This window comes from Halomonas sp. SpR1 (assembly GCF_031010175.1).
GTDB lineage: Bacteria > Pseudomonadota > Gammaproteobacteria > Pseudomonadales > Halomonadaceae > Vreelandella.
In genome coordinates this window covers 118,429-131,524 of record NZ_JAUAMB010000013.1, presented here as the reverse complement: position 1 = coordinate 131,524, position 13,096 = coordinate 118,429, and the positions used below count along the sequence as shown (strand labels likewise).

Below are 13,096 nucleotides of genomic sequence, written 5' to 3'. Positions count from 1 at the left end.
CCTGGGTCAGTTGTCGGTATCCCATGCTCTGCTTCACTTTGGTCGGTAAAGTCGAGAGGGTACCGGCGCTGGCCCTCCTTCCTCTACTGTGTGATCCAAAGTGCTGCGGTTATTCTATGAATCCAGGTGAACAATGGCTAAGCTAAGAGGTGTGTTGGATTCTGAAATGTTTTATTGCGGAGAGCTAGTGCTGTACAGCGAATAGTGAGGCGTTGCTGTACAGCACTAGTTTGTGCTTTTTTATTGCTTCAGCTCTTCCTCTATCAGTTCTTGAGCCAAACGTTTCGCCCCTGCGAAATCCGCTTTCCCAGAGCCGAGATGAGGAACGGTTTCCACCGTAAACCAGTGGCTGGGGATCATCATGGATGAGGTGCCGTTGGCGAGCATGGCGGTCTTAACGGTTTTGGCATCCAGCGCTGTTTCTGACAGCAGCACGATGCGCTCGCCTTTGCGGCTATCGGGAAGGCTAACCGCCATCAGCGCTGTATCTGTATCTTCCAGAGCTGCTTTAACTGCCCCTTCAACCGCGCTGAGGCTGATCATTTCGCCACCGATCTTGGCGAAGCGGGCGTAACGGTCAATCAGGGTCAAAAAGCCATCTTCGTCGATAAAGCCTTTATCTCCTGTGATGTACCAGCGGTGGTCATCGGCCTCGTGGAGTGCCTTGGCCGTGCGCTTGGCGTCATTCAGGTAGCCTTGCATGATCTGCGGGCCGCTGATCAATATCATGCCCGCTTCGCCGGTGGGCAACTCTTCAAAACTCTCCGGGTCGACGATCTTGAAACTGGTGCTAGGCAGCGGCATACCCACGGTGCCTGGCTTTCTACCCCTGCTGATAGTGAGTCATTACTTAGCATGGGATTGCCTTGAGATCGCTGTTCCACGAAAGTTGTAAGTTACAATCTACAAGCTTCTCAGAGATATCTTACATACCTATTACGTCTATAGATGCTACGTTTCTAATACAGTTTTGGTTGATGAGCGTGCGATGTATGGTTTTTATTCTAATTCCGCTCTTCAGCTTATGGAGTTCTTGGGAGTGATAAAACTCACGTGAAGTATCTGCTTGGGTTGCACTCAGGTTTTCAAGGGACGAGACGAGGGAAGCATGTTTACGTGTACTGATTGGCTATCGCTTCATGGAGTGAGTGCACCCAGGGTAAAGGGTGTTATCTCGGCTCTGGGCGAAGGAAAACTTGAGTGCCTTCCTTCTTTTTTAAGCGCAGATAGGAAGGTATCTGTGGTAGATGATTTCATAAACAATAAACTCTCCTCTCAAGATAGCTGTTATAAAAATATTGTTGTTCCCGCCTTAGCTAGAGCTTTCGATAACGTTAGCGAAATGCAGCACCTGTTATGCAATCATGTTGAGTTACGGGTTCTGAATAACTGCAAAGAAGCTCCCTATACTGTTTGCCAGGGCAGTGGCCAGCCACCTGCGGTTTTTATGGACTGGTACGGACGGGTTGAAGACCTTCTTTGTCTTGCCCACGAGACGGCACATGCATTACAGATGCTCTTATCCAAGAATGAGCTAATGCCGCCTGTCGCACGTGAAACCTGTGCATTTATTGGTGAGTTGCTTTTACTGGATTATGTAAAAGCATATCTAGCTCAGCTTCACGCTTCACTACTAGATGTTTGGCACGGTCAAAATGGATTTTATCTTGGTGATTGTGTCGAAGTGCTGACGGATGCTTTAAACCACTCGGAAATTTCTTATCACTATTATCAAAATTATCCTCTAGCGCGATTAGCCGCCGTGCAGATGTTTTGTGCCACGGATAATAAATCGGTCTCTGCATTGTTTTCAAGCGGTCGCGAGGCCATGGCGTATCTGCCCATTGATGAAATGGCAAGCTTTGATATAGGGGTAAGGAACCCCCTTCCGGTTTTGCCGCCATCTGATGCTGAGCAACCAGCGGTTGATGCGTATCGAAGCTTGGGCATTATGGCGTTGTTGGATGTTGAGTCTGGAAGTAAAGCATCTTACCAAAAAATTGAAAGTTACTATCTGAATTGTTTAAAAAATCTGCAAGAGCGTACAGCCTTTATTGCGTTAGATAACGACAACAAACCGGTGGGTTACGCAACCTGGGTTGAGTCAAATTCAGATAATAATGTGGTGCTGACCTGTCAGACGGCACTGCCGAATAATCGCATTAACCTGCAGCGCGCGCTTGAGCACCACGTCAACATAACGAAAGATGTTAAGGCAAGTTACATGCGAAAAGCTTCCAAGGAGAGGCTTGTATGGTGAGCATCGACTACTACACCAGCGTCGGTTATGCGCTCGAGCTACTGGCCCAGTCTGAATACCATCGGCAGTTCGAACTGGGCGACTATTTTTGCACGGAAATTCTGCCTCCAGTTGGCTGTAATCAAGTGCGTTTTTATATCACGTCGGAGGACTTGCCTACAGGCATGGTGACCTGGGCCTGGCTATCTGAGGAAGTTGAGCGTGATGTACACGTCACTGGACGTGCGTTAGGTCAAGATGAGTGGAGTAGCGGTGACCGATTGTTTTTTAACGACTGGATAACGCCTTACGGCAATACACGAGAAATAGTTTACGACATAACGCATAACCTTTTTCCCAACTATATCGCCACTAGCTTGCGCCGTCGTCATGATGGCTCAGTGCGTAGCATTAATCGATGGAATTTGCGTCTTAAACAAGAAAAAGCATAAGTTTTTCCCGCTAATAAAAGCGGGAATGGGTGGAGGGATGTAGCGATCCTTCCACCCAGTGAAGCCGCTGGGTAGACAAACCCAGCAAACAACGACAGCGGTGACGATAACAGATCCGATCCGCAACCAGAAGGAAATTAAACATGCAAAATGTATCTCAATCGTCAATGATTGATCTCTACAGCACGACTAGCTTCGGTGGTGGAGGTAATGCAGCCGGAGGCAATATGATGGGAAGCACCCGTGGCAGTCGTAGTAGGCCTTATGGTGGTCCAGGCGGCGGAAGTGATCCAGGTAACGCTGGTGGGTTGAATGCCCCCAGTCGTGGGCCTGTAACAAGCGGTCAAAGACAAGCTGTTAAAACTGGAGTGCTTACAGTAGGTGGTGCTGCAACTGGAGGAACTGGCGGCGCTATAATGGGCGGTATATCTTCGGTTCTTTAATTTTAATTAGATTTTTTTAAAAGCCTTAATGAAGGTTGTGGAAGGGACATGATTCCCTTCCACATTAGGGGGGGGGTATGTGGAAGCCTGGAAAAAAATCAATAAAAGCTGCAGCTGTTCTTACGGCATTGTCTATGGTTTTTGACTTTGGGGATGGGGGGGAGGTTAGTTTTTCCCGCTCTCTATTGTTGTTTTTTGCTACAGTTTTAGTGTGTGAGGTTTTTGCGATTTTTGAAATGAAGTCAAATAAAAAGTGAGGGGTGTGGTGGTTGTTTTGATGGAAATTATATCGTTGATTTGTAATTTAATTTTTAATAGCGTTATAAGATAATAGTGGTTTAAAGGGGGTGGTAAGGTTTTCTTTAGAAATTTTTTTGATGATTTTTATAGTGGCTATTTTTAATGTTTGAATTTAGGAAGCTGGGTATTCAATGGATAAGGATATTCGTATTTTAGCTTTTGGTGGAATATTGATAGTTGTTGGTTGATTATTAAGCGCTTGGGGTGATGATGTTACGTAAATTCCTTGAAATATTAATACACCCTTATGAGCGACTGGGAATTATCGCCATTATCACTTTATTTCTGCTTTTCTGGCTTTTCAATATCCTTTTCATGAGTCAGGAGTATCGCGTCTATGTCCAAAGCACCGGGGCTCAGGAAGTTCAGGCTCATGTCATTATTAGGCACGGAAACACAGCTCCGGGGTTGGCCCATTATGTTGAGCATCTTGCTTGGTTGAATGCGGTGGGTGCCAAGCAACGCAGCGCTGACCGGCACTCTAACGCCTGGACGAATGCCTACGCCGTCGGTTATTGGTTGTCCGGTAAGCCCGATGAGCTGGACGATATACTGCAAACTCTTTCAGGGCTTTTTGACCCTCTTGAGGTTTCTTTGGAATTTGCTAACGAAGAGCGGGATATCATTTCGCGGGAATACGAATCACGCATGGTCGATAGACCGGATGCACAAGCGACTGAGTCGATGAATGCGTTTCTCTATGCCGAGAATGCCATTGCGTCCTCGGTACTGGGTACGCCAGATGACATCAGTGGATTCACCTACGATAACGCCCGCGCGTTGCACGCGGTTACCCATCGTCCAGAAAATGCCACGCTGGTAGTGACTGGCGATATCACTGAGCGAGAAGTGAGCCGAGCGCTGAAGGAAGCCAACTGGCCTGAGGGGCAAAACGTTAACGCGGATATCGAGTCTCCAACGTTCGAGCTGGCTGCACCTGCCGAGACCCTGCTGCGTTACCCGGAGAAGGATGCCTCTGCGCGAGTCATCTTCCGGCGTGTGGTGGCGCTGCCTGAGGCCGTGCCGTTTGATCTGCTGGAAGCACATACGACGCTGCTTGGAAATATTCTTAACACCAACCTGGTCGGCGGCCTTGCTGGCCCTTTGCGTTTTGATGCCGCTATTGCACGCCGTTTTGATGTGCAAATCTGGCCAGTTGACGAGCGCCATATCGAACTGAGCTTCACCGCGAGACCCGACCGTGACGTATCACTGACCGCTATGCGGACGGTTTTTGAGGAAACGCTGGCTGAGATTTCTGGCACTGGCATTCCTGACCAGACCTATCAACGTGTTTTAAGCCGCTTTGAGCACTTTTGGCCCGACTGGGATGACGGCGACGAAACGGCGCGCTGGATGGCGGATTATACCCTTGAGCGGGTCTCTACGCTGCGTAAACCCTTGCCATTACATGATGTGAAACGCCTTGAGCAAACGCTTGCGCATCAAACGATCAATACCCTGTTAAATGAAATAGCCGGGGAAGGACGAACTGCCGTTGCTTTTATCGGCCCCAAGGAGAGGTTTGAATGATTCGACTTATACTGCTTACTGCAATGATTATCAGCTTGGCTGCTTGTTCTTCAGAAGACGACGATAAGGGTGATCCTACTGCCAGCAATGAAGTCAGCCCAGGAGGCATTGAGTATATCTTGCTTCATATGCCTGAAAGTGACGAAGTTGCCGTTAATGTCGCCTGGCCGACTGATTGGGCTTACCGAGAGGATACCAATCAGGCAGCAGCACGGGTTGGATCGGAATTGATACTTGCCGGTGGTGCACAGGGGTACCCGGCGGGTGAGGTAGGCGAGCGCCTGGCGGATCTTAATGCGGAAGGCATTCTATATGGGGTGGCAAATGATCATGTTGTGGGTGAACTCGTCTTTGAACGGGACGATGTCAGTGAGGTGATCGAGATTGCCAACGCCCACTTGCGTGAGCCCTTGTTGGAGCAGGCCTGGTTGAACCGGATAAGTGATGGGATTGAGCAGAGCGTGACGGAAGAGCGTTCACAGCCTGCCGCCGCTGGCTTTGAAGCAGCTCGTTGGGCGGTATTTGGTGAACAGCCCTTGCGCAATGCCTTATCGCTGCATGGCCTGGATGAACTCACCCGAGATGACATCATTACCTGGCATGCCGAAACGTTTACGCGTTCCCCTGAAGTGGTCACAGTGGCAGGCGCAATAGACGCCAACGCAGCCGGGGCTGCCCTAGATGCGCTATTCGAAGCGTTGCCGGAACAAAGTCGGGAAGTGCAACAAACCGCCTCGTCAGATTTTACACCACGCCGAATTCTCCTCCATATGCCAGACGCAGACGTGTCAACGCTGGCGTTTATTGCGCCGCTCCCCCCGACTAGCAAAGGTGGTGAGATTGAAGATGCGATCCTGACGCATGCCCTTGGCAGCGATGACCAAAGTGTTCTCTTTGACGCCGTCCGCACACAACTGCGTGCCAGTTATGGTTTTGGTGCGGGTATGGACAATTATACCCGGGAGGATCGCATTCTCTTCCAGGCTGGAGAGGTTGACACAAACCAAGTAGCAGAGACCGAAGAAGTGGTTCGTAAGGCGTATGCCACTTTCCGCCAAGGCGGCCTGAAAGGTGAGCTAGCCGACCACAAAGCGCACTTGGCATCCTATCTCTCAGAGGTGGCCGATTCAGTGACGGCGCAGGCGCGCAGCGCACTAGAAAGTGCCCTGGATGGGTACCCGACAGAACGTTCGTTAAACGAAGAGCTTGAGGCGGTAACAGACGCCTCGCTGAATGAACGGCTGACAACGGCTTTCCCCAGTGTGGATGAATTTATCGTTATCGCCGTCTCACCAGAGGTAGATGCTTTGCATGAAGCATGTGTGATCACAACCCCGCGTGAAGCCGCTGATTGCTGATGATGGATAGCACACATGACAAGACCGGTGAGATTGCACTCTCCTGGTTCGGCAAGACGCTATGGAAGTTTACACCGCTGTATATTGAGCTGATTTTCTTGGCGATCTGTTTGCGCCTTATCGGCTTGGTTGAGCCTTTTATATTTCAGGTGATTATTGACCGGATCTTGCCTTTTCAGCGGGAAGCATCCTTGCTAGTGGTTGCCGCTATATTTGTGGCTGTCAGTCTTTTTCAGCTCGGGTTTGAGGTGCTATCCGACCTGTTGGGGTTATTGTTAGCTAATCGTGTCACTCGCGAGCTGGGCGCCAAGATATTTGATCATCAGTTCAAACTGCCGTTCGGTCATTTTCGCAAGTGGTCCGTGGGTGAAAGTATGGCCCGTGTCGGTGAAACGGATACGATACGCGCCTTTTTGGTTGGAACGACAACAGGGGTGCTGCTAGATGTGGTCTTTGTGTTCATCTACATCGGGGTGTTGTTCACCTTGTCGGTGTCGCTGACGCTGATTATTTTAGTAGCCCTGCCTATTCAGTTTCTGATTTATTTCGGTTTTGGGCCCTTTCTGCGCCGCCGACTTCGTGCTGAGTTTGACGCTGGCGCACAGCACCAGAATCAGATGGTCGAAAGTATTGCTGGTATCGATTCTATCAAGGCATTGAGCGCAGAAAAAAAGGTGCTGGAGCGGCTGGATAAAACGCTGCATGCCAGCCTCAATGCGTCCTATCGTGTAGGGCTTTTGCAAATCTGGAGCAGTAAGCTGCTGTTTGTTATCCAGCAAGCGATCACCATTAGTATTATCTATTTTGGCGCGCAGTCTGTTTTTGCCGGTGAAATGACACTCGGACAGTTGATTGCCTTCCACCTTTTAGCCGGCAAGGTGACCGAGCCTATCGAGCGCTTTTCAGGTTTATGGGAAGAGTGGCAAAACGTCCGCGTCTCGCGTCAACGTTTAGGCGATATCGTGAATTCGCCAATGGAGCCTTTTAGCACGCTACCAAGGCTGCCGACAAAAATTGAAGCGCGTTTAGAATTCCGTGACGTTGAATTTCATTACGCTCCTTCGAGTCCTGTTCTGCGCCACTTTAATTTTTGTGCTGAGCCTAACACCTTGACGCTGGTTGTTGGCCCTTCTGGGATTGGAAAATCCACCTTTGGACGGCTTGCCTCGGGGATTGATGTTCCAGACAGTGGCGAGGTGTTGTTAGACGGAGAAAATATTGCCCAGTATGAACCACATGATGTGAGGACTCGGATTGCCTACGTTCCCCAAGAACCCTATCTGTTTGCTGGCACTGTGCGACAAAACCTTACTCTAGGCGACGAAGAAGCCTCGGATGAGGCACTAGAGCGCGCGTTAAGAATCTCAGCGGCGGATCAGTTAGTCGCGCAATTGCCTGAGGGGCTTGATACGGATGTAGGTGAGCGTGGTTCTGCACTTTCGGGAGGCCAGAGGCAGCGGATTGCTATAGCGCGCTCTTTGGTTCGCGGGCCCAAGGTCATTATTCTTGATGAGCCGACGAGCGCTCTCGACGCACAGGCTCAGCGTCAGATGGCGGCAGAGCTTCATAAGTTAAAGCATGAAACAACGCTGATTATCATCACACACAACCCGAATATTTTTGGAGATTCTGACCAGATTGTTGATTTTGAGGCTCCATTGTGAATCATCACCCTAAACCAATGAATATCCGGTCACCGACACTTCACGGGACAATTTTTTTTACGGTTTTAGTATTCGCCATCATTTTGTTGATGTCGTTTGTACTAAAGATTGAGGTTGTTGCAAAGGGGCAAGGGCGCGTTTTGCCTATTAGCCGTGTTCAGGTTGTCCAGCCTGAATTCTCGGGCCGTATTACGGCGATTCATATTAAAAATGGGGACTCAGTTGAGAAAGGAGATGTGTTAATAGAGTTTGATCCCACAGAGGCTTTGACCGAGTTGGGAACCATTCAGGCGGAAGAGGACAGACTTCGCATCGAGATGGCGCGAATTGACGCCATGGTCGATGCGCTTGATTTAGATCCGGCTACAACTGATTTCATCGATCAGTCGCTTGCTGGGTTCAGCCCTCCTAGTGACTTGGATGAACATGTTTTTGCAGAAGAGCAGCGTAAGTTGCTGCTGGCTGAGGTCAACGACCTCTTGGCATCTCTAGAACAGATCGATGCGCGTGAAGAGACAAACCGCCGTTCTGAAGCGGTTACCAGTGCCAATATTGCCCGATTGAATGCCGTTCTCGAAATCCAGTCAGAGCGGTTACAAGCTATAGAGCAATTGGTGGAGCGAGGTGCCACCAGCCGATCTGACTTCCTTGATGTTCAAGAAGGCTTTACCCGACTGGAAAGCGAACGTGGCGTCTATCAAAGCGAGCTGGATCAAAAGGCTGCTGAGCGCATGGCCCTTGAAAGTGAGCGCCGCCGTATCAAAGCTGATCTGCGTAGCTCCTTACTTGATAGGTACGCTGAGATTGATACTCGCCTTGCCACATTGTCGGAAAAGGAACGTGCTGCAATTCGTCGAGTTGACGCTGCAACGCTTGAGGCTCCAGCTTCTGGGGTTGTTGATCAATTGAAGGTTTTTACTTTAGGCGGTATTGCCGAGTCTGGGGCTGAGCTACTTCGAATTGTGCCAACTGATGTTAAGGTAGAAGTTGAAGGGACATTTTCTAATCAGGACATCGGGTTCATGAAAGTTGGGCAGCGGGCTAATATTCGGCTTTCAGCTTACCCTTCCGAAAGGTTCGGTTTTATACAGGGTGTTGTTTCTGATATTGCGGCAGATTCGTCTGAGTCTAAAGAGGGGAAGTGGCGTTATGTTGTCAGAATTCAGCCTGAACAAAACTATCTTGAGATGGGAGCGGAGCGCCTCTATTTGCGTCCTGGTATGACGGCGAAAGTTGACGCAATAACCGATCATAGAAGAATTATCAGCTACTTCTTTGCCCCGATAGTAGAGGCGGTGCAGAATTCACTGGGAGAGCGGTAGAGGGATTTCCCAAATCTGATCATCTCCCAGAGCCTCTCACCAGCGACAAAGCACCAGCTTCATCTATAAACCCCTTTACCTAAAAAGCTCCTCTCGGTAGTCAAGAGGTGTCCTGAATTCTGGGCTGTGCTATTGCGAGGAGCGAGTGCTGTACAGCGAGTAGCGATGCTTTGCTGTACAGCACTAGTTGGTGCTTTTTTATTACTTCAGCTCTTCCTCTATCAGTTCTTGAGCCAAACGTTTCGCCCCTGCGAAATCTGCCTTGCCAGAGCCGAGATGAGGAATGGTCTCCACCGTAAACCAGTGGCTGGGGATCATCATGGATGAGGTGCCGTTGGCGAGCATCGCGGCCTTAACGGTTTTGGCATCCAGCGCTGTTTCTGACAGCAGCACAATGCGCTCGCCTTTGCGGCTATCGGGAAGGCTAACCGCCATCAGCGCCGTATCTGTATCTTCCAGAGCCGCTTTAACCGCTGCCTCAACGGCGCTTAGGCTGATCATTTCGCCACCAATCTTGGCAAAGCGGGCGTAACGGTCAATCAGGGTTAAAAAGCCGTCTTCGTCGATAAAGCCTTTATCTCCTGTGATGTACCAGCGGTGGTCATCGGCCTCGTGGAGCGCCTTGGCTGTTCGCTCGGCGTCATTCAGGTAGCCCTGCATGATCTGCGGGCCGCTGATCAATATCATCCCCGCTTCGCCGGTGGGCAACTCTTCAAAACTCTCCGGGTCGACGATCTTGAAACTGGTGCCAGGCAGCGGCATACCCACGGTGCCTGGCTTGCTGCCCCGCTGCACCTGTTGATAGTGAACGCCCATGGCATCGGGAAGGTTGACCGAAGCGACGGGGGCAATTTCAGTGGCGCCGTAGCCTTCATATATGGGTTTGTGGAATTTCAGCGCAAAGCTGGTGCGTACGTTGTCATCGAGTTTTTCCGCCCCGGCAACCACTACTCGCAGGCTTTCCAGCATTAGCGGGTGCACTTTTGAGCTGCGTACAAACAGCCTTAAAAAGCTGGAGGTGCCAAACATGATAGTGGCCTTGTGCTTGGCAATCGCGCCCGCGATGCCAGGGGCATCGGTGGGGTCGGGGTGGCACACCAGCGGCAGTCCTTCAATCAGCGGTAGTAACTGAGTGACCGTTAGGCCGAAGGCGTGAAACAGCGGCAATGAGCCCATCACCACGTCGTTGCTCTGGGTGTTGAGCACGTCGGAGGTCTGTTTGATATTGGCCATCAGGTTGCGGTGGCTGAGCATCACGCCTTTGGGCTCGCCTTCGCTCCCGCTTGAGAACAGAATCGCCGCCGTGGCGTTGGTATCATGGCTGCGGCAGAAGCAGCGCTGAAGTAGCCACATCGGCAGTATTCTCACCGCAAGCCAGGTGCTCAAACGCTCGGCGCGGCCAATCGTGGTTTGCAGGGTTTCCAGGTACACCACCTGCTTCCCGCTCAGTAGCTGGTTAACGTCGAGACCACGCTGCTCAAGCTTTTTCACAAATCGCTGTGAGGTGAACACGGAGGTAATTTCAGCCTGGGAAAGGGCAGAAGAGAGCGCCGCTGGGTCGGCAGTGTAATTAAGATTTACCAGCGTCTTACCCGCCAGCAGCGTGGCCATATTGGCGATAACCCCGCCACTGCTAGTCGGCAGCAGTAGGCCAACGTTCTGCCCTGGGTTGAGCTTGCGAACACGTTTTGCTAGCAGGAGGCTGGCGGTGAGTGCCTGGCTTGCGTTGAGTGGGCGGCCCAGGGTATCTGCCAGGGCAAGGTCGCTAGGGCGGCGCTTAACACTTTGAATCCAAGCATCTGGCAGGGTGGGTAGCTCGTCCATGGCCCGCTGCCAGGAACGGGTAGCCTGCTCAAAGATGCGCCGTTTAAGCACATCAGCGGGGGTATCTTTGGGCAGCGGTTTGCCAAAGGCGACCACAACCGAGCGGTGCAGCGGAGCGTTGCGCAGTTCCTTTAACTTGCTGGACGAGCGGGAGAACTGGCTGCCCCACAGGCCGCGCAGGTAGAAAGGCACGATTTTTACATCGGGGTTGGCCATTTCACAGGCGCGCTCATAGCCGCGGCGGAATTCACCCAGTTGGCCAGTGCGGCTAATCGCCCCTTCAGGAAATAGGCACACCACTTCACCTGCGTTGAGCTGTTCCGCCACATCGGCTAGCGCCTGTTCGGCACCGCTGCCGCGCTCGATGGGAATACAGCCCAGGGCTTTGAAGAACCAGCGCAGGTACCAGCGCTGATAAACCGATCTGAGCATCACAAAGCGCACAGGGCGGGGGCTGGCAATCTGCACCATGGCCCAATCCACCCAACTGATATGGTTGCCCAATAGCAGCACGCCGCCCTGGGCGGGCAGGTTTTGCAAGCCATGAACGTTTACGCGGTAGCGGCGTGTCAGCAGGAAGCTCAACAGAAAGCGCACCAGACTTTGCGGCAGCTTAACAATGGTGTAGCCGCCGCCGACCATCGCCACCGTGGCAATCAGTAACAGCAAGTAATGACTATCCACACCCGCCAAAGCGAACAGCGCCGTGAGCACCAAAAAGCCCAACATGGCGATGTTTTGAATCCAGTTGTTTGCAGCCAGTACGGTGCCTAACTCGTTGTCGGCGGCGTGAAACTGAATCAGCGCGTTAAGCGGTACGATAAATAGCCCACCCATCATGCCGATAAACACAAAGTTCAGCGCTTGGCCAACAGGCGTGGTTAACAGCGGCAGACACCATAGCCCCAGGGCTACCCCGAGGGCGCCGACAGGGATCAAGCCTGTCTCTATGCGGTTATGTGAAAACTTGCTGGCCAGCATGGAACCCAGCGCAATCCCGATACCGCTAGCCGCCAGAATACCCTGCAACACCAGCGTGTTATCGATATTTAACGCATCTTTGGCATAGGCAGGAAAGGCTGCCAGCAGCACTTGGCCTACCGACCAGAAGGTGGCCAAGCCGATAATGGAGAGCCTGATGACCGGCTGGCGGGCGATAATCCGTAGGTTATCTTTCAGGGCAGCGCCCTTGATGTAGCGCTGCCAGGTGAGCGGGGTATCCGGTCGCGTGGTGTTATCCAGCGGCAGACGATAAAGCGTTGCCACCTGAATAGCGCTGTTAAGCACCAATAGCCAGCCCAGTGGCGCTATCTGGCGCAACAGCTGCGCTGGGGTTTGATCAGTCGGTGTTATCCAGGTTTCAAACAGGGCGGTAAACGCCACAGTGCCTGCCAGAATGGCGCCAATCGTGACGGCCTGAATCAGCCCGTTGGCTTCTGCCAGGCGCGGCTTGCCGAACAACCCTTTCACCAAGCCGTATTTGGCCGGTGAGTAGAAGGCCGACTGAATAGCCAGCAGCAGCGTCATCGCGAATGCCAGCCAAAACCAGCCCTGATAGTAAGCAGCCGTAATGCCCAGAGAAACCGCCACCGCGGCCCAGGCCGAGACGCGTAAAACACGCACCTTGGGGTAGCTGTCTGCCACGTGGCCCGCCGGGCTAAACAGCAAAATAAACGGCAGCAGTATAAGCCCGTTAACCAGCGCGGTGAGTACGACCTGGGTTTCGCCATCGTAACTTTTGAAGATCGTATTCTGAATGACAATCTTGTGCCCCAAATCCACAAAGGCATTGAGAAAGATAGCGATCAGATAGGGCCAAGCGCCCTTTAAGTGCAGCAGTCGATGCATAGTTGTGTAGCCTTATAAATCCCCGTAAGTGGTAGCACTTTCTCTATGAGGCTTACTTGTTGCAACCCATTTACACAAAGTTGTGATATGAGTGCTGTTTGGTAGCATTATGC

The 13,096-nt window shown here is 51.6% G+C and carries 9 protein-coding genes; 7 read left to right on the top strand and 2 right to left on the bottom strand.

Annotation, left to right across the window (positions count from 1 at the left end; translation table 11 throughout):
* Positions 1–240 precede the first annotated feature (240 nt).
* The gene (locus QT231_RS11640; protein WP_308337025.1) at positions 241–837 is read right to left on the bottom strand and encodes an AMP-binding protein; all 597 of its coding nucleotides are present in this window, start codon (positions 835–837) and stop codon (positions 241–243) included.
* 403 nt (positions 838–1,240) lie between these two features.
* On the opposite strand from QT231_RS11640, the gene QT231_RS11635 reads away from it, so the two are divergent.
* The 7 genes from QT231_RS11635 to QT231_RS11605 all read left to right on the top strand — a co-directional run bounded on the left by QT231_RS11635 (position 1,241) and on the right by QT231_RS11605 (position 9,311).
* Positions 1,241–2,260, top strand: coding sequence for a hypothetical protein (locus QT231_RS11635; protein WP_308337024.1), 1,020 nt, complete (start codon positions 1,241–1,243; stop codon positions 2,258–2,260).
* Positions 2,254–2,691 (top strand): toxin-activating lysine-acyltransferase, encoded by a 438-nt coding sequence (locus tag QT231_RS11630; RefSeq protein ID WP_308337023.1) that lies wholly within the window; start codon positions 2,254–2,256, stop codon positions 2,689–2,691. The genes QT231_RS11635 and QT231_RS11630 overlap by 7 nt, the downstream gene beginning before the upstream one ends.
* 520 nt (positions 2,692–3,211) lie before the next feature.
* Positions 3,212–3,391, top strand: coding sequence for a hypothetical protein (locus tag QT231_RS11625; RefSeq protein ID WP_308337022.1), 180 nt, complete (start codon positions 3,212–3,214; stop codon positions 3,389–3,391).
* A 451-nt stretch (positions 3,392–3,842) separates the two neighbouring features.
* Positions 3,843–4,967, top strand: a complete 1,125-nt coding sequence (locus QT231_RS11620) for a hypothetical protein (RefSeq protein ID WP_308337021.1) — start codon at positions 3,843–3,845, stop codon at positions 4,965–4,967.
* Positions 4,964–6,325 carry an insulinase family protein gene (locus tag QT231_RS11615; protein WP_308337020.1) on the top strand — a complete coding sequence of 454 codons (1,362 nt, stop codon included), beginning with the start codon at positions 4,964–4,966 and terminating at the stop codon, positions 6,323–6,325. Before QT231_RS11620 ends, QT231_RS11615 begins: the two co-directional genes overlap by 4 nt.
* Positions 6,325–7,989: a peptidase domain-containing ABC transporter gene (locus tag QT231_RS11610; RefSeq protein WP_308337019.1), complete on the top strand. Its 1,665-nt coding sequence runs from the start codon at positions 6,325–6,327 to the stop codon at positions 7,987–7,989. The genes QT231_RS11615 and QT231_RS11610 overlap by 1 nt, the downstream gene beginning before the upstream one ends.
* Positions 7,986–9,311: an HlyD family type I secretion periplasmic adaptor subunit gene (locus QT231_RS11605; protein ID WP_308337018.1), complete on the top strand. Its 1,326-nt coding sequence runs from the start codon at positions 7,986–7,988 to the stop codon at positions 9,309–9,311. Before QT231_RS11610 ends, QT231_RS11605 begins: the two co-directional genes overlap by 4 nt.
* A 201-nt stretch (positions 9,312–9,512) precedes the next feature.
* Here QT231_RS11605 and QT231_RS11600 read toward each other — a convergent pair whose 3' ends face one another.
* Positions 9,513–12,983 (bottom strand): acyl-[ACP]--phospholipid O-acyltransferase, encoded by a 3,471-nt coding sequence (locus QT231_RS11600; protein WP_308337017.1) that lies wholly within the window; start codon positions 12,981–12,983, stop codon positions 9,513–9,515.
* Positions 12,984–13,096 lie beyond the last annotated feature (113 nt).